This is a genomic window from Pseudanabaena sp. BC1403 (assembly GCF_002914585.1).
Classification (GTDB): Bacteria; Cyanobacteriota; Cyanobacteriia; order Pseudanabaenales; family Pseudanabaenaceae; genus Pseudanabaena.
Genome location: NZ_PDDM01000003.1, coordinates 174818 through 192941 on the forward strand (window position 1 = coordinate 174818; position 18124 = coordinate 192941).

Here is an 18124-nt window from a genome sequence, read left to right on the forward strand (position 1 = left end):
TTTAATTACGCTCAAAAGAGGTAGTGCTTTGCAACACATCTTTGGGCTAAGCAGGAACGAATTTGAGAGAAACTCCATTCATGCAGTAGCGTTGTCCTGTGGGTTTTGGTCCATCGTCAAAGACATGTCCCAAATGTCCACCACATCGGCTGCAATGGACTTCAACACGCTTCATAAACAGAGAAGTATCGGTTGTAGTTGCGATCGCCCCTTCAATTGGTGCAAAAAAGCTTGGCCAACCAGTGCGGCTATTGAATTTAGTGTCAGATGTAAATAGCGGCAAGTCACAACCAGCGCAGTTATAAGCCCCTTTGTTATATTCTTTATCGAGAGGACTAGTAAATGCTCTCTCAGTGCCATGTTTTCGTAAAACACGAAACTGTTCTGGAGTAAGAGTTTGCTTCCATTCTTCTTCGGTTTTCATGATTTTATATCTCTTAGTTGCTTTAGTTGAGTCTACTGCGATCGCTGAGTCTGTGGGGATGGAATCTGAAGATTGTCGCCAAAATTGGGATATCCAAGTGCCGCCGATGATGGCTGCTCCAGTTAGTAACAAATCTCTTTTTTTCATGGTTGATTTTATAGCTTGGTATTGCTAATCACATTGGACTTTTTTCATTACTTTGATTAAAGTTACGAAAGTCGATGGCTGTATGGATGTGGAATTTTGGGATGTGGATCTCCGAAATATAAAGTTAGAGTTGTAACAGTTACTACGATTTACAATCTAGTTTATAATTGTAACAATACTTAAAGCTGAGAAATCACTTCAAACTTTAACAGGTTAAACAACAATGGCATTTGAACTCCCATCTTTACCCTACGCCCAAGATGCTCTCGCAGCTTCGGGTATGTCTGCTGAGACCCTATCATTTCACTATGGTAAGCACCATAAGGCGTATGTTGACAACCTCAACAACCTAATTAAAGATACCGATCTTGCTGACAAATCCTTAGAAGAAATCATCAAGATTAGCTACAAAGAAGGCAAAGCTGGAATCTTCAATAACGCAGCTCAAGTTTGGAATCATACCTTCTACTGGAATGGTATTAAGCCTGCTGGTGGCGGTGCTCCTACTGGTGCTTTGTTGGATGCCATCAATGCGAGCTTTGGTAGCTTGGATAACTTTAAGACCGAATTTAAAAATGCTGGTGCAACCCAATTTGGTAGCGGCTGGGCATGGCTAGTTGCTGAAGGCGGCAAGCTGAAAATCACCAAAACTCCTAACGCTGAAAATCCTTTGATCCATGAAGGACAAGTGCCTTTGTTGACGATGGATGTTTGGGAACATGCTTATTATTTGGACTTCCAAAATAGCCGCCCTAACTTCATGGCTAACTTTGTTGAAAAACTAATCAACTGGGATTTTGTCGCTGCTAACTTCGCGGCTGCCTAGTTCTGAAAAGTGCTTAGCACTTTATCAATTGTAAAAGAGAAGCCTCGCAACGCGAGGCTTCTCTTTTTTTAGGATTTAAATCTAAATATTGCGATCGCATTTTCCAGAATCAACAGTGCGATCGCCATTTCAAGTTTTCTTAGTCCTTTTGGCATTAGTCATTTTTGCAATCGAACACTTAAATTCTTATACCAAAACATAAAATGGCGTAGCCATTTTGTGTTTTCAAAACCCTTACGGGGTTTGGTTTTTAATTCACGAAAGTGTTGCCACACTTTTGTGAATTGGTATTACAGATCTTATCTAGAGTCTGTAAAAGTGATACTGAGTTTCGAGGAAATCTATTTTTTTGAGTCATTGCCATCATCGGGTGAAGACCATCCGAGCAGATTAGATAGCCAGCCGCGTTTTTGTGGTGGTGGAAGGGGTGTTTTTTTTGCGGTTGAATGATTTGGCTCGCTTTTACTGTTGTTTTTAGTAGTATTAGTCTGGCTAGGAATTGGATTGTGAATATCATTGATATGCTTTAGTGCCAATGGCTCTTTGGGATTAATCTGAAGCGATCGCTGAAAGCTAACTTTTGCCATTTGCGGCTGGTTGATATTTTTATAAACCACACCGAGCATGGCATGACATTTACTATTGTTTTTATCAAGTTGGAGGATTTCGCGCAAATCCTTAAGAGCTGATTTCCAATCGCCCTGACTTATATAGATTTCACAGATTTTTAGGCGATCGCCAATTGCACTAGTATCACGCTCTTCAATTCTGGTTTGAATTATAGTTTCATCTGAGTCTGGTTTACGATTACTAGGACGCTGGAAAGTTGAGTATTGAGGGGGAGGGGATGCGTAACTAGTTTTTTGTGGGGGATTAGGATAGGTTGCTGAATAAGGTTGTGGACTTTGGGTGGGTGACATGGGCTTAAGCACTGGCGGCATGTTGTCTGCACCGTATTGGTAACCTTCTTTAAAGAGAATGTAAACCAGATTTAGTTCACTGATCTGGGCTGTATATTCCAAAATAGTTCTGATTGAGTTGTACTGCACATTTGCGATCGCCGCAACTGATCGCTCATATAGACCATCATTAGGTGTCATCATCAACTCACAAGCGATCTTGGAATGAATTGGCACATTGCGCGATTTTTGCATTAAACGCTTAGCCAGTAACTGAAATATCCCTTGATAAGCTCTACGCTCTTCCTCTTTCATCAGGACGTTATAGGCTGGATTAACCAATTTTGCTAGATATTGTGTGGCGATTTCTTTTTCTTCATCTGAAAAGCCATAAACATCAGGGTGCAATATACGAGCAATGCTCAAATAAACATGACGAATATAAAAGGGACTGCTGTTGATGGGCAAGCCCAAGGCAGCGTAGTAGTCATGATTGAACTGACTAATACCTCGATCAATGCGGATAAACTGGAGGTTTGGCTGCTTGGGCTGGTTCATGTTAACTCGCTTTGCCCATATTGAGTGATGGTGGCGATCGGATTTATCTAAGTACTTATATCAATTCTTGAATATCAATTCTCAAAAGTGTGATTAAAATTTTAAGAATTAAAAAAAACAATATAATACCAATTTTTAAAATGGAAACGCCATTTTAAAAATTGGTATTATACCAATAAAATCAAAAAAAATAGAGTTAATACTTTTGTATCCAGCAATTCTTCTTATGAAACCGATTTTTGTGTTTCCAGCGCCTTCGGCGCTGGAAACACAAAAATCGGTTATTTGAAAGCCCGCCAACGGCGGGCTTTCAAATAACCGATTTTGATAATTAGAATTGCAACTTTTGTATTGATGGCTACTACATGCTCCCTTCCTAGTGAATAATTAGTGGGAAGGGAGTAACTCAATCATTGCTATATAGTTTCGACTTGATTATCGCTTCACTCAAAGCAACCCATTGAGCAACATCTAGATCCTCAGCTCTTACTTGTCCATTAATTCCCATTGATTCCAAAATGAGAACCAATTGATCGCGATCGATTTCTGAAATTAAATTGTTTCGCAACATCTTGCGCTTAGTCGCAAAACCTAGCGTGATCAAGCGATCTAAAAACTTAGGATCGCTAGCAGCATTCACTGGTGGGCGGGGAATGATGCGAACAACAGCCGAGTTAACCTTGGGCGGTGGATAGAAAGCTGTAGCGGGAACATCACAGATAAACTGACATTCTGCAAGATATTGAATCTTGACGCTGAGACCATTGTAGGCTTTGTGTCCAGCTTTTGCTGCTAAGCGATCGCCTATTTCTTTTTGCACAAGCAGCACAATTTGCTCAAATTGTTGAATTGGATCCGAAAGAGTTCCCAATAGCCTTTTTAGAATTTCGCCTGTAATGTTGTAGGGAATATTGGCGATTACCTTGTTAGTCTGGGCAGGAAGAGGAATATCGAGAATACTCCCTTCGATCAATTGGAAATTTTTTTGATGCATTGTTTTTCGAAGCTTTTCACAAAGATCGCGATCAATTTCTACAGCAGTGAGCGACTCAACAAAGGGTAGAAGTAAACGAGTGAGATTACCAGTCCCTGGCCCAATTTCTAAAATGCGATCGCTTGGTTGCAATTGTCCCGCGCGTAAAATTTTATTTAGCACATCATCACTTCGTAACCAATGTTGCCCAAATTGTTTTCGGGGGCGAATAGTTTTACTTGGGACATAGAGGGGATTGTCGGAATTGGTCATTGCGATCGCTTGCTAAAAAATGGGGCTAAATTAACGGCTAATTATTCAGTTATGAACTCTCTTTAGCGATAATAACTGAGATCGTTAAATTATTTTCGCTAAGCCGTTAGCGCTGAATGTGCCAAGCTCATCTTCTTCGTTTACCATTCGTCAAGCTAGCTCTAGAGATGTTGGTCATGTATCCGATATCTTGACTGAGAGCTTTTATCGAAATACTGATCACCAAGTAAACTTTTTGCAACGCTGCTTTACGGATTTGGTATATCCAATTTTGCGCTACGGCATCATGCTCGATCTCAGTGGTCGGTTTGGGGACAAAACACCTTGCTATGCATGTCTTGTCGCTACCCATCCTGCCAATAAATTTCAAGCGATCGCCTCTCTTGAAATTTGTATGCGCTACGTGCCTGTCAAGCCCTATGGCGAATTTTGGTTAGGTCGCGAAATGCATCAATATCCCTATGTCTTTAACTTAGCAGTGCATCCCCAATGGCGGCGACGTGGTGTAGCCAAACAACTTTTGTTAGCAGCAGAGCAAACGGTAAAACAATGGGGTTTTTCGCGGCTCTATATGCATGTTCTTGAAGACAATCATCCTGCTCGTCATCTGTACGATCACATTGGCTACCGACTATATAGCCAAGAGGGTATTGTAAAGTATTGGCTAATGGGGCGACCCAAAAAATTGTTGTTACAAAAAAGATTCTAAACATTTAGGGGCAGCGCGGAGCGCTGCCCCTAAATGTTTAGACAGCGCCAAACTTTGAGATCAAGTTACAATGTTAGTGTGTTGAAATAATTTATCAGGAGTACATCTGCCAACTATGACCATCGCAACCGATATCGCAACCCCCACAGATCTCAAACTAAGTGAGAGAGAGCAAGACCAAAGCTATCAAATGGCGCAAGCAGCAGCGATCGCTGCGGATGATCGCAAGGGAGAAAATATCGTTTTGCTAGCGATCGGTGAAGTGTCGAGTCTGGCTGAGTATTTTGTGATTGCTACAGGATTTTCTAAAGCCCAAGTAAGGGCAATTTCGGGCATGGCTGAAGAAGTGATTGCCGAGAAGTTTGGACGTAAGCCTAGAAATATTGCTGGTGAGCAGGATGGCACTTGGATTTTGCTCGATTACGGCGATGTAATTGTCCATGCCATGATGGCTCAAGAGCGTGAATATTATGACCTAGAGGCATTTTGGGGTCACGCACCAAAACTTGAAGTGTTTTTGCCAGATGAGGCAGAAAAAGATGAAGTTGTAACTGCAATATAAAACAAAAAAACAAAAGCAAACCTTTGGTTTGCTTTTGTTTTTTGAGATTTATAGCATTGGCTGCAAAGACAAGCGATAATTGAAAAATCTCGTTTAAATTTGGATATATCAGAGTTTATGAAGATTGGCGATCGTGTTCGAGTCAAAACAGCATTAAGTGTTTTCCATCATCCTGAACACAAAGGCAAATCCTTTGACATTTCAGGGCTTGAAGGCGAAATTGTCCGTGTGCATACGGAGTGGAATGGTCGCCCGATCAGTCCGAACTATCCCTATGAGGTGAGATTTACACCTAAATTTGTAACCCATTTAGGCGATCACGAAATAGAATCAGTTGGTTAAGATCCCAATAACATATAAAAGACTGGCTTAGCCAGTCTTTTATATGTTATTAGCACCTGAATAAATCGCTACCATTGGTTTACATATATGGAAGCAACAATTTTCAGCATTGTTTTTGCTTTGTTAAGTGGCACTTATATCTATCGCTCCTTTCGGATCATCGAAGAAGGGCAAATTGCACTGGTTGAGAGGTTTGGGAAGTATCAAAAGACGATGGAACCAGGCATCAACATTGTTCTGCCGTTTGTAGATCGTGTTTCCTTAATCAAAAGTGCCCGTGAGCAGGTGTTAGAGCTTCCTCCCCAGCCTTGCATGACTTCTGATAATGTTAGCGTCAATGTTAGTGGCACGATGTATTGGCAAATTACTGATCTCCAAAAAGCTCGCTACAACATCGAAAATGTCGATCTGTCTTTGAAAATATCACTTTCAACTCAAATTCAAACACAAATTGGGCGCTGTGAACTAGACAACATCATCGGCGGTCAAGAACGAATTAATGGTGAAATCTTAACGGGTATTTCCAAAGACACCCAAGATTGGGGAATCAATGTCTTACGTGTCAGGCTAGGCGAGATTACGATTCCGAGTTCAGTGCTTCTGTCAATGGAAAAACAAAAGGCAGCCGAGATTGAGAAAAAAGCGATGATTTCCCTATCTGAAGGTGTGAAGACTTCAGAAATTACTAAGGCAGAGGCTGAAGCTCGATCTAATCGGGTATTAGCAGAATCAGAGCGTCAAGTTCAGCTAGAACAGACAGAAGCGATGGCTCTGTCGATCGAGAGGATTGCCAATGCGATCGCTAAGCATCCTAATGGCAAGGAAGCGGTGCAGTATTTATTAGCCCAAAAATATCTTGCCATGGGACAAGCGATCGGAGAAAGCCCTAGCAGTAAAGTTTTGTTTATGGATCCAGATTCTATCCCTGCGGCGATTCAAGCATTATTAGCGATGAACGATAGTAATATGCCTGAGAAAATAGCTGAAGCAATCGCAAAGCAACCCTATGGTGCAAGTGGCAATATTCCTCCAACGTTACGCAATTTACCCGAACTCAAGCAATTTCCACCACCATCGGATAGCGAAAAAGATCCTCCTAGCAGCAATTAGGGAACTCAAAGGAAAAAACAATCCATATAAAACCCAAATAAATGAAAGCGGCACGAAGCGCCGCTTTCATTTACAGCAATTACCGATCAAACGAACCACAAGAAAAAATTTAAAAGCGTTGCGAAGCAACGCTTTTAAATTTTTTCTTGGTTTGGGTTTAAGCGCAAAGCGCAGTAAGCAAAACTTTCATTGCTATAAAAGCATCTCCTCTATAGTTTAGGGTTTGATATCTATAACAATCCTCGATATCTAATAAAAACTAATACGGCTGACCATGAGCCCAGAGCTACTTTGATCGCTACAAGAATATTCAGGATCGGAATCATACCGCCACTAATTAGTTCGCCCATCTGACCATGGGGTAGCTCTATACCTGAAAGCGAAACCACCGATAGGACAATAAAAATAAGAACTGATATTTTTTCCCAAGTTGCGGCGTGCCATCGCTTATAGATATTTTGGAGTTTTTCTGGAGGAGAAGTAATCGCAATCAAGCCGATCGCAGTTCCACCAGCAACACCTGCGGCAAAGCCTCCACCAGGACTCAGGTGTCCACGAATCGCAAGCTCAATCCCTACTAAAGCAGCAATAGTAGCCCCTAGTTGAGCTAGTACAATCGAAGTCTGATCCGCAAATTGATAAATTCTGGTAAAAGGCTTCTCATTAGCCAGCAAAAAGTTTGCACCCATAATCGTGATCGTAAACACAATTACTTCAAAAATAGTGTCATAAAGTCGATTACGAAAAATTATTCCTGAAACTACATTACTTACTCCGCTATCTTGTGCGATCGCTTCTACAATCGAGAATGACAATCGAGGTGCGGGATTAGCGATAAATAACATTTTGATATAAAAAGCGATGCCTGCGACTATGTAAATCCATTTCATAATTGTTTGAGGGGTAGGGCTAAAAGCGGTAGGGTTTTAGCGTCAGGAATGACGGTAATTAAAAGTTTCGGAGATAGCTGTAATCATCTCTTTTTGTAAGTTAATTGAATATTCGACAAAGCTGGATCTGCTTGCATAATCTCGTAAAGACGAGGCAAACGTATTTCGATTTTATAAAATTTAGTATCTGCATCTTCCTGATGCTCCGAACTATGTAAAATTGCATGGACATTTTTATCGATTAGGGCTTTTTCTAGTTCTATTTCGTTCTCGTGAAGAACTAACTCAATGCGCATATAGTACTTACTAAAAGTGACTTTTAAAGCATTCACCAGTTGCCCAAAATTAGAGATAGACAACTTTAGATTTTCAGGAGAATCTAGAGACTGTTGGCTCGGCTCAGGTTGCTCCAGTTGCTTCCCCAACTGTTTGAACGGATTATCAATCTTATTTAATTCTGCTTCTAAGTCATGGGCGATCGCAATTTCCTCAACCACACCCAAACGCAATACCAAGGAAGAGCGCACCGCAATTGCATAAAGCATCGTCGCCAAAAAAGCACCAACTAAAGCCTCGGTTAACGCTACATCTGCCGCACCCAAAATGGTATAGACCAACGCTGATATTGCGCCCAAGATTCCACGAGTAACTAGGGCATGGTAGGGATTAGTTTGGAATACCAACATGGATGCTGATATTGGTAACAGCACCGCGATCGCATAAACGTAACCATCATAACTAGCCATTTATTGCTCACCTCCCTTTTGTTCCCTTTGGTCTATTTTGAGATTCCATTGAGGGTCATTACTACTAGAACAATAAGCAAGAACATAGCCCAACATCGTATTCCATAAGGCTAAGGAAATAATCGCCAGAATCAGCAAAGGAGCATCTCTAGGACGCTGTAAAATCAATCCAAATACAATCGCGATCGAGCCAAGAGTATCAGACACCGATAGACTATGCAATTTAAACAATATCGATCGTTTAGTCAGCAAAGCCGAAGTTCCCCAGAACCAAAATAATAGCCCGATGGCAATGCAGATATAACTAAGAATATTTAATCCAATCATTAAAGTTGTCATAGTTCACCTGTACGTTTAATAATGTGAGCCAAGAGCATAAATCCTGCATTCCCAACACTCAAAATGATCACCCCAACTACGCCGATCATCCAATCATCACGCATAATCGAAATTACTAAAATCACAATTGCAGACTTAGCCGCAACGCTAGAAAAAGCCAGCATCATTTCCCAAATGTCATCACCATGATTTCCTGCTTTATAGAGTGGAATTAGCATGGCAAGAATCATCGCTCCCACAGCAAAATTTAGGACAAAATTTTGGATTGTATCTAGATTCATGGATTCCTCCTACGAGTTTTTTGAGGTAATACATAATGCACTACATACCAGCCATCTTCTAGATATCTCAAAACAATAGTTTTCGGAGTGAAAGTGATTAAGAAAATATCCAAGAAAATGATTCCTGCTGATCGCCGTTTTCCTGCTTCTTCCAATATTACTTTTTCATGTATATGAGGCTTGAAGATCATCTCAAGGGCTTCAACATAGGCTTGAGGAATTGCCAAAACTATTTTTCCTAAACCTTTCAGAGCATCCTTGAGTCGAGTGTGATCGTTAGACCAACTGGGAAGCAATATAGCAATGACAACCCCAATCACAATGTTTGCTAGACTGAAATTGGCAGTCAGCAAAAACCAAATCACGATTCGTAATATGAATTGTCCAATCATGCTAGCGCCATCCAGAACAATAAGATTAACATCAGACTCATAACACCGATTAGATTCTCAAACTGCTCAAACAAAGTCGGCAATTTGACCAATGCAGATCGAAAAATCAGCCAATATGCTATCCAGCCGCCCGCGATTGTTATTAAGGGCTTAGCAATATTTTCAAGATCATAGGCTTCAAAATAAACAACGTTCGCCAAAACTAATCCACCCAATAAAATTGAGAGTGCTACCCAAAACTCAGTTTTTAAGTTTGATTGTCCTGATTGATCTTGATTATTGTGTGGCAGAAAAATAAACTTTGCAAAGGAAATCGCAGTGCCAAATGCGGCAATATTCATCCCAACTACTTGCCAAGGCAGCAGGTTTTTCATGGTTAAGACCTTTGCCCCAAACCCAGACAGTAAAGGAAACCCTGAAATGGAAAAGCTTGCAATCACTAAAGGAATCCAGAGCTGTTTAGGAAGATGCTGATGTTGCAATTCTTTGAAGTTACGGCTAGGTAAATTGCCCACGATTAGAAACAGTGACGATTTCACTAAGCCATGGGTGAGTGCATAGAATCCGCCAACCTCTGGTGCAGCAAGAATAAAACCTAACTGCGAAACGGTGTGAAATGCTAGCATCCGCTTGGTATCTTTCTCAAACACGGCAAAGAAGACACCTAGTAGAGCGGTTCCAACTCCAAATAGTCTTACAATTGGAGCAAGCTCCTCTACCAATAATGCACAACGCACTAATGGTAAAACGCCCGCCTTAACTACGACCCCTGACATCAGCGCCGAAACTGGTGATTCTGATTCAGCATGGGTTAATGGCAGCCATAAACCTGAAACAAAGATGCCACCTTTAACCAATAAGCCCAAAAATATCAAGGCGATCGCCTCTGGTGGAGCGCCCCGTAATTCCACAAAATCAAAGGAATGACTGGCTTTGTAAACCAGTATTGCCCCAATCAGGTAAAACAGCATGGCAACATTACTCACAAATAGGTAACGCAAACCAATCCAGATTGAGCGATCGCTTCGAGGATAGGCAATTAGCAAAAATGTAGCAATACTAATTACTTCGAGCGCCACATATAAACTGATGAAGTCTGTGCAAGCAAAGGCGGCATTGACACTGCCATGCAAAATCAAAACTTGGGCATAAAAAAAAGCTGTTTTGTCGGTATGCCAACAGTAAATAATTACTGCGGCTGTGACCAAAGCATTGGTCAAGATAAAAAATCCTGCCAAAGGATCAAGAATCAAGCTCACGCCAAAGTTATCTAGCAATCGCAAATTGATTGGCGTTTGCTGGATAAATAGAGGAATCACATATAGCGCCGATGCAAATGCACCGACTAAAGCCAGAATGCGATCGCATTTTGGCAGCAGATAGATGATAAAGCCCACCAAAAAGGGTAAGACAATCCAGATCAAAGTCAGAGTAGTCATGGCACGTCACTCTGCTCGATTTCGCTAATTTCTAAGGTGGGATTGTTCCGTGATAGTTTGATTACGCCAACTAGCATCAGTGCCTGAATCGAGAAGCCAATCACGATCGCTGTTAGGATTACCGCCTGTGGTACTGGATCAGCGTAGTTTGTCCTTGGCATATTGCTAAGGATTGGGGTAAATATTCCTTGACGCGCTGCAATCACTACAAAGTAGGCAATTACTCCAGTACTCATCACATCCATAGAAATGATTTTCATAACTAAGTTCTTTTTGAGAATAATCCCAAAAAATCCACAGAGTATGGTTGCCAAAGCAAAGGCTTCCAACAATTTCTTGATAATTCCCTAATTTCATACAGGTTAATAAATTTAACTCTAAAGGTTCCTGATGCACTTTGCGATCGCAGCAATCCCAGATAATTCTCTATATATACAAAAGGAGTCTCACGCGATGAGACTCCTTTTGTATATGTCCTTTAAGCTTGCTCTTAATACCCATTCTCGAAAGTGTGACAACACTTTTGGAAACTAAAAAGCTAATCTAGTAATAGTTTTAAATACTCAAAATAGCAACGCTGTTTTGAGCATTAGTATAAAAGGCTTGTAGCATTAGCTGCTTGAGGTCAGCGATCATAGGATAGCGAGGATTTGCGCCCGTACATTGATCGTCAAAGGCTTGATCCGCCATGTCTTCCACATGTGCCATAAAAAACTCTTCACCAATACCTTGCTCTAGGAGTGCATCCTTAATCGTCGCAGGAATATCAACTTGACGTTTGAGATCTTCAACAGCAGCGATCAATAGCTCAACCTTCTCGTCATCAGTCTCACCACCTAAATGCAGATAGTTAGCAATCTGGGCATAGCGCCACTTGCTATTGGGATATTTATTTTGCGAGAAAATCGCTTGCTTAAAGGGCACATCAGTTGCGTTGTAGCGAATCACATGGGAAATCATCAGCGCGTTAGCTAAACCGTGAGCAATATGGCAAGTGCCACCTAATTGGTGCGCGATCGAGTGACATACTCCTAAAAAAGCATTAGCAAAAGCCATCCCTGCGATCGTGGCGGCGTAGTGCACTTTTTCCCTTGCTTTAGGATCTTTGGCTCCATTTTTGTAAGCGCTAGGCAGATACTTGAACAACAAACGAATTGCTTCGAGAGCTAATCCATTGGTATATTCCGAAGCCAGTACGGAAACGTAAGACTCGATCGCATGGGTGAGGGCATCAATGCCACCATAGGCAGTTAAACGTTTGGGAATGTTCATCGTCAGTTCGGGATCGACGATCGCCATATTCGGGGTTAGGGCATAATCGGCAAGGGGATATTTGATGCCAGATTTCTCATCGGTGACGACCGCAAAAGGAGTAACTTCGGAACCAGTTCCCGATGTGGTGGGGATCGCGACCATCATTGCTTTTGCGCCCAAAGGTGGCAACTCATAAACCCGCTTGCGAATATCCATAAATCGCATCGCCAAGCCTTCAAATTCAATATCGGGATGTTCGTACAACAGCCACATGATTTTGGCGGCATCCATTGGCGAACCGCCACCAAAGGCGATAATTACATCGGGATGGAAGCTATTACAAATCGTCAAACCTTTGCGGACGGTGGCAAGCGAAGGATCGGGTTCGACATCATAAAAGGTATAGTGGGCGATGCCGATTTCTTCTAAGCTATCGGTGACTTCTTTGGTTAAGCCTAATTCAAACAAAGGGCGATCGGTAACAATCAATGCGCGTTTTCGGCCCATGAGATCCCGCAAAGCGACAGGCAAGCAGCCAGCTTTGAAGTAAATCTTTGGTGGGATGCGAAACCAGAGCATATTCTCACGGCGTTCGGCGGCGGTTTTGATATTTAATAAATGATGGGGAGTCACATTGGCGGAAACCGAGTTACCGCCCCAGCTACCACAACCCAATGTCAGCGAAGGATCGAGACGGAAGTTATAGAGATCGCCGATCGCCCCTTGTGAAGATGGCGTATTAATCAACACCCGCGAGGTTTCCAATTTATTCTCAAAATAGCGGATATGTTCTTGATTATTAGGCGCGGTATACAACACCGAAGTATGCCCATGTCCACCAAATATAACCAATGCTTCTGCCTTGTCCACCGCATCATGGAAATCTTCAGCACGATACATCGCAAGGATCGGCGACAATTTCTCAAAGGCAAAGGGTTCATCCTGAGAAATCTTCTCCACTTCACCAATTAATACTCTGGTATTTGCAGGAATCTCAAATCCTGCCACCTCAGCAATCTTTAGCACTGGCTGTCCTACAATCGCGGCATTCAGTCTGCCATCCTTGAGAATTACTTGGCGAATTTGGTCACGCTCTACTTCATTGAGGAAATACGCACCACGTTTGATAAATTCTGCTCTCACCGCTTCATAAATTGCATCAACTACCACCACCGACTGCTCCGAAGCGCAAATCGTGCCATTGTCAAAGGTTTTACTGAGAATGATCGAACTTACCGCCATCAAAATATGGGCAGTTTCATCGATAATCGCGGGCGTATTCCCCGCACCAACGCCGATGGAAGGATGTCCCGAAGAATAGGCCGCTTTGACCATCCCAGGCCCCCCAGTTGCCAAAATCAACTTGATATTCGGGTTTTGCATCAGGGCTTGAGAAAGTGGCACGGTTGGCTCATCAATCCAGCCAATAATGTCGGGAGGCGCACCCGCAGCTACGGCTGCATCAAGAACGATTTTGGCGGCTGCGATTGTGCATTCCTTAGCATGGGGATGGGGCGAGAAGATGATGCCATTACGGGTCTTGAGCGCAATCAAAGACTTAAAGATGGTGGTAGAAGTGGGATTCGTCACAGGTACGATCCCCGCTAATAGCCCCACAGGTTCAGCAATGCGTTCATAGCCAAAATGCTTGTCCGATTCAATCACCCCACAGGTTTTATCATTCTTATACTTGTTGTAAATCATTTCCGAAGCAAAGTGATTCTTGATCGCTTTGTCTTCGATGACACCCATTCCCGATTCTTTTACCGCAGCCTTAGCCAGAGGAATCCTCGCCGCATTTGCCGCCAGCGCTGCCTGTTTAAAAATGCGATCAACCTGCTCTTGTGTAAAAGTCGCATATTCTGCTTGGGCAACTTTCACTCTCTGAATCAACAATTCCAATTCTTCAACATTTGTGACTTTCATAATGGATACTCTTCAATTTGAATTACGAATTACGAATTACGAGTTGTTAATTCGTAATTCGTAATTCGTAATTTTTAAAACCCGATCGCCCCCAGTGCATTAATTCCGCGATCGCGAAATATATCAACCGTTAGCTGTACTAGTTCGGGAGGTGCAGTTGGCGTGTCTTTGAGGTAATAGGGTAATCCCAGTTGCTCCCATTTGTATTCGCCCATCTTATGAAACGGTAGAACTTCCAATCTTTCGACGTTTTTAAGGGTGGCAATAAAATCGGCAAGTTGATTGATATTGGTCAGATTATCGGTGAGATGGGGGACTAGAACGAACCTGATCCATACAGGTTTATGGATATCACTGAGATATTTGGCGATCGCTAAAGTGGGTTCAATCGAAACACTGGTAACTTTGTAATAAAGTTCGGGAATATAAGACTTTATATCTAGAAGAACCAAGTCAGTTTCCTCAAGAACTGGTTTTGCTCCCTCGATCGCACAGTAACCTGATGTGTCAAGAGCTGTATGCAAACCTAGTTGATGGCAACGTTTGAATATCTCTCTGGTAAATTCAGGCTGCATTAAGGGTTCACCACCACTTACGGTTACGCCTCCTTTGCGGATGTAGGATTTGCATTTGGTAATTTCATCAATTAGATAATCAACGGTGACTTCTTTACCATCATGGGAACTACGACAATCGGGATTGTGACAATAGAGACAGCGGAGGGGACAGCCTTGAGTGAAGACGATAAATCTTATTCCAGGCCCGTCAACTGTCCCAAAGGTTTCGATTGAATGAATGCGACCAATACCAGACATGATATTTCCTCTTTATTTTAAAAAGTGCCGCGAAGCGGCACTTTTTAAAAACTATACCCGTTCATGGAACGTGCGCTTAATTACATCCATTTGCTGCTCACGGGTGAGCTTAATAAAGTTCACCGCATAGCCCGAAACTCGAATCGTAAGCTGTGGATAGTTCTCAGGATGTTCCATTGCATCGAGTAGGGTACTGCGATCGATCGCATTGACATTAATGTGATGACCACCATCGTGGAAATAACCATCGAGCAACCCAACCAGATTATTGGTGCGATCGCTTTCCTGTCTACCCAGAGCCATTGGCACTATCGAGAAAGTATTAGAAATACCATCCTGACAGTCGCTGTAGGGTAATTTCGATACCGATGAGAGCGAGGCGATCGCGCCACAGTGATCGCGTCCATGCATGGGATTAGCTCCAGGAGCAAAGGGTTCACCAGCCCTGCGTCCATCGGGAGTGTTACCTGTTTTTTTGCCATAGACGACATTAGAAGTAATCGTCAGTACCGACTGGGTGGGAACCGCATGGCGATAGGTGGGATGCTTGCGAATTTCGTTCATGAACCTTGCCACAAGGTCGATCGCAATATTATCTACAAGATCATCGTTATTGCCATATTTAGGATATTCGCCTTCAGTAACATAATCTACCGCCAAACCCTGTTCGTTGCGAATTACTTTCACCTTGGCATATTTAATTGCCGAGAGCGAATCGGTAACTACCGATAAACCAGCGATCCCACAAGCCATCGTTCGATAAACATCGCGATCGTGTAATGCCATTTCGATGCGCTCGTAGCAATACTTGTCATGCATATAGTGAATGACATTCAGCGTATTGATGTATGCCTTCGCTAGCCAGCCCATCATTTGCTGCAAGCGATCGTTAACTTCTTGATAATCCAGATACTCACTGGTAATTGGTGCAAAGTTGGGAGCAACTTGATCCCCAGACTTCTCATCCTTACCGCCGTTAATCGCATAGAGCAGAGTCTTCGCTAAGTTCACCCGCGCACCGAAGAACTGCATCTGTTTACCGATTCGCATTACCGACACACAACAGGCGATCGCATAGTCATCGCCATAGGTGGGACGCATCAAGTCATCGTTTTCATACTGAATGGAACTGGTGTCGCTAGAAATCTTGGCACAGAACTGTTTGAAGTTTTCAGGCAGATGTTCTGACCATAAAACCGTGAGATTAGGTTCTGGTGCAGTTCCCAGATTGACGAGGGTATGCAAAAATCGATAACTGTTTTTGGTGACTAAAGTCCGACCATCAGCACTCATGCCGCCGATCGCTTCAGTAACCCAAGTGGGATCGCCTGAGAATAGGTCATTGTAGTCGGGAGTACGCAAGAACCGTACCATTCGCAACTTCATCACGAAATGATCAACTAGTTCCTGTAATTCAGTTTCTGTCGTTAGACCATTGCGTAAATCGCGATCAAAATATATGTCTAAAAACGTCGAAACCCGACCGAGGGACATTGCCGCCCCATTTTGTTCTTTGACTGCGCCGAGATAGCCAAAATATAGCCATTGCACCGCTTCTTTAGCGGTCATGGCAGGACGACCAATATCAAAGCCATACTTCGCTGCCATTTCCTTGAGTTCAAACAGCGATCGCATCTGTTCCGATAGCTCCTCCCTGAGACGAATGGTTTCTTCGTCCATCACATCAACATCAAGGGATTCTTTCTGCGTCTTCTTGTCGTCAATTAGGCGATCAACCCCATATAGAGCCACACGGCGATAGTCACCAATGATCCGTCCACGTCCGTAAGCATCAGGTAAACCCGTGATAATGCCCGATTTTCTCGCTTTCCGCATTTCACTGGTATAGACATCAAACACACCATCATTATGGGTTTTGCGATATTTAGTAAAAACTTCTTCAGTCTGGGGATCGAGTTCATAGCCATAGGCTTCTAACCCAGCTTTAACCACGCGAATACCGCCATAGGGCATGATCGCCCGTTTCAAAGGCTTGTCTGTTTGCAAACCAACAATTTGCTCTAATTCGCGATCAATGTATCCCGCATCATGGGACGTAATCGATGTCGGGATCTTTGTGTCTACATCCAATATTCCCTTTTGGTGTTCGAGTTTCATTAATTCTAAAACTTCATGCCAAAGCTGCTGTGTTCTAGCTGTTGGTGTAGCCAAAAACTCAGCATTTCCTTCGTAGGGACTGTAATTCTTTTGAATAAAATCTCTGACGTTGACTTCTCTAGTCCAACTGCCTTCCGTAAAGCCCTGCCATTCGACATACATAGCTTTAACCTCCATTTTTTTGTGAAAGATATAAGCTGTTTTTTATCTTCCAAATCTATTATAGATTTATCAACTAGTTCCAAAGATAATGCTGTTAATGTCATTACAAAAGTTAACTGTGCGATCGCTTTATCACAATTCTTGAAAGTGTGATACCAAAACACAAAATGGCTACGCCATTTTGTGTTTCCAAACCCCTTACGGGGTTTAGTTTTTAATTCACGAAAGTGTGGCAACACTTTTGTGAATTGGTATGACTTTATCAAGCAAAAAGCTAACGAGAGTTGCGGCGCAAAGCGACACAACTCTCGTTAGCTTTTTGGTTTTATTTCTAAGAACAGGTTTCTTATGGAAAGTGCGTCAATTATTGCCAGTCACACAATTTTGATGGAGAGGTCATGAGCGGCTGTTGATATTGATAAAATCCCTCAACATTCAGTTTTGCCTGACTAAATAAGATCCATTCAGTACGTCCACCCCGATCCGTAGCAGTACGAATGAACTTGCCATCCTTGAGAGACAAGTGTCCTTCTTCATCCCATTTAAATTCAGGCTTTGGAATACTTATCCATTGGCGACCACCCCAAGATATTGCTAGCGCTTCGCCAGTTACGAGACTGCTATTCGTGAGCCCGCGTACACAGATAAAATCATCCGAATGTGGATAGCCATAATATCCATCCACACGATCGCCTGTTTTTACAAAATTAAAACAGACCCCTGCGCCATTGCGCCAATCTTGGGGTTTGGGTTGACTACAGAACTGATAATTGCCATTTGCTAAAGTAGCGATCGCATTTTGAGCATTAGCTTCATCACTAGAGAGTAATACACTTACAGATATAGCTACCAAAATCACGCCGCAGAACTTGAAGAGATTGTTCTTACTAAACACAATTGCATCCCCTCCTAAATATTAGGAAGTTGCTTATACCTATA

General features: G+C 42.5%; 19 protein-coding genes. 5 read left to right on the forward strand and 14 right to left on the reverse strand.

Annotation, left to right across the window (positions count from 1 at the left end; genetic code table 11):
* Positions 1-46: 46 nt before the first annotated feature.
* The gene (msrB, locus tag CQ839_RS04575; protein ID WP_103667096.1) at positions 47-571 is read right to left on the reverse strand and encodes a peptide-methionine (R)-S-oxide reductase MsrB; all 525 of its coding nucleotides are present in this window, start codon (positions 569-571) and stop codon (positions 47-49) included.
* Positions 572-794: 223 nt separating this feature from the next.
* Here msrB and CQ839_RS04580 point away from each other — a divergent pair, with 223 nt between their 5' ends.
* Positions 795-1397, forward strand: coding sequence for a superoxide dismutase (locus CQ839_RS04580; RefSeq protein ID WP_103667097.1), 603 nt, complete (start codon positions 795-797; stop codon positions 1395-1397).
* Positions 1398-1738: 341 nt separating this feature from the next.
* On the opposite strand, the gene CQ839_RS04585 is transcribed toward CQ839_RS04580, so the two are convergent.
* Positions 1739-2854 (reverse strand): DnaJ domain-containing protein, encoded by a 1116-nt coding sequence (locus tag CQ839_RS04585; RefSeq protein ID WP_103667098.1) that lies wholly within the window; start codon positions 2852-2854, stop codon positions 1739-1741.
* A 406-nt stretch (positions 2855-3260) separates the two neighbouring features.
* On the reverse strand, positions 3261-4100 hold the full coding sequence (gene rsmA, locus CQ839_RS04590; protein ID WP_103667099.1) for a 16S rRNA (adenine(1518)-N(6)/adenine(1519)-N(6))-dimethyltransferase RsmA: 840 nt from the start codon (positions 4098-4100) through the stop codon (positions 3261-3263).
* Positions 4101-4218: 118 nt separating this feature from the next.
* On the opposite strand from rsmA, the gene CQ839_RS04595 reads away from it, so the two are divergent.
* The 4 genes from CQ839_RS04595 to CQ839_RS04610 all read left to right on the forward strand — a co-directional run bounded on the left by CQ839_RS04595 (position 4219) and on the right by CQ839_RS04610 (position 6823).
* Complete coding sequence (locus CQ839_RS04595) at positions 4219-4809, forward strand: GNAT family N-acetyltransferase (RefSeq protein ID WP_103667100.1); 591 nt, start codon at positions 4219-4221, stop codon at positions 4807-4809.
* A 115-nt stretch (positions 4810-4924) separates the two neighbouring features.
* Entirely contained in the window at positions 4925-5371 is a 447-nt protein-coding gene (gene rsfS / locus CQ839_RS04600; RefSeq protein WP_103667101.1) for a ribosome silencing factor, read from the forward strand.
* A 117-nt stretch (positions 5372-5488) separates the two neighbouring features.
* The gene (locus tag CQ839_RS04605) at positions 5489-5713 is read left to right on the forward strand and encodes a ferredoxin-thioredoxin reductase variable chain (protein WP_103667102.1); all 225 of its coding nucleotides are present in this window, start codon (positions 5489-5491) and stop codon (positions 5711-5713) included.
* Positions 5714-5800: 87 nt separating this feature from the next.
* A complete protein-coding gene (locus CQ839_RS04610; protein ID WP_103667103.1) occupies positions 5801-6823 on the forward strand; it encodes an SPFH domain-containing protein in 1023 nt (340 codons plus the stop codon).
* Positions 6824-7053: 230 nt separating this feature from the next.
* Here the strand turns inward: CQ839_RS04610 and CQ839_RS04615 are convergent, their stop codons facing one another.
* From CQ839_RS04615 to CQ839_RS04665, 11 genes are all read right to left on the reverse strand, one after another.
* Positions 7054-7713: a Na(+)/H(+) antiporter subunit B gene (locus CQ839_RS04615; RefSeq protein ID WP_103667104.1), complete on the reverse strand. Its 660-nt coding sequence runs from the start codon at positions 7711-7713 to the stop codon at positions 7054-7056.
* A gap of 83 nt (positions 7714-7796) precedes the next feature.
* Positions 7797-8459, reverse strand: coding sequence for a DUF4040 domain-containing protein (locus CQ839_RS04620; protein ID WP_103667105.1), 663 nt, complete (start codon positions 8457-8459; stop codon positions 7797-7799).
* The gene (locus CQ839_RS04625; RefSeq protein ID WP_219817717.1) at positions 8460-8798 is read right to left on the reverse strand and encodes a monovalent cation/H(+) antiporter subunit G; all 339 of its coding nucleotides are present in this window, start codon (positions 8796-8798) and stop codon (positions 8460-8462) included.
* Positions 8795-9079 carry a hypothetical protein gene (locus CQ839_RS04630; RefSeq protein WP_103667106.1) on the reverse strand — a complete coding sequence of 95 codons (285 nt, stop codon included), beginning with the start codon at positions 9077-9079 and terminating at the stop codon, positions 8795-8797. Before CQ839_RS04630 ends, CQ839_RS04625 begins: the two co-directional genes overlap by 4 nt.
* Complete coding sequence (locus CQ839_RS04635; protein WP_103667107.1) at positions 9076-9471, reverse strand: Na+/H+ antiporter subunit E; 396 nt, start codon at positions 9469-9471, stop codon at positions 9076-9078. Before CQ839_RS04635 ends, CQ839_RS04630 begins: the two co-directional genes overlap by 4 nt.
* A complete protein-coding gene (locus tag CQ839_RS04640) occupies positions 9468-10910 on the reverse strand; it encodes a cation:proton antiporter (protein WP_103667108.1) in 1443 nt (480 codons plus the stop codon). Before CQ839_RS04640 ends, CQ839_RS04635 begins: the two co-directional genes overlap by 4 nt.
* A complete protein-coding gene (locus CQ839_RS04645; protein ID WP_103667109.1) occupies positions 10907-11242 on the reverse strand; it encodes a cation:proton antiporter subunit C in 336 nt (111 codons plus the stop codon). The genes CQ839_RS04640 and CQ839_RS04645 overlap by 4 nt, the downstream gene beginning before the upstream one ends.
* Positions 11243-11465: 223 nt before the next feature.
* Complete coding sequence (gene adhE / locus CQ839_RS04650) at positions 11466-14090, reverse strand: bifunctional acetaldehyde-CoA/alcohol dehydrogenase (protein ID WP_103667110.1); 2625 nt, start codon at positions 14088-14090, stop codon at positions 11466-11468.
* Positions 14091-14164: 74 nt separating this feature from the next.
* On the reverse strand, positions 14165-14905 hold the full coding sequence (gene pflA, locus CQ839_RS04655; protein WP_103667111.1) for a pyruvate formate-lyase-activating protein: 741 nt from the start codon (positions 14903-14905) through the stop codon (positions 14165-14167).
* Between the two features lie 51 nt (positions 14906-14956).
* Complete coding sequence (gene pflB / locus CQ839_RS04660; protein WP_103667181.1) at positions 14957-17185, reverse strand: formate C-acetyltransferase; 2229 nt, start codon at positions 17183-17185, stop codon at positions 14957-14959.
* A gap of 364 nt (positions 17186-17549) precedes the next feature.
* Entirely contained in the window at positions 17550-18080 is a 531-nt protein-coding gene (locus CQ839_RS04665) for a hypothetical protein (RefSeq protein WP_103667112.1), read from the reverse strand.
* Positions 18081-18124 lie beyond the last annotated feature (44 nt).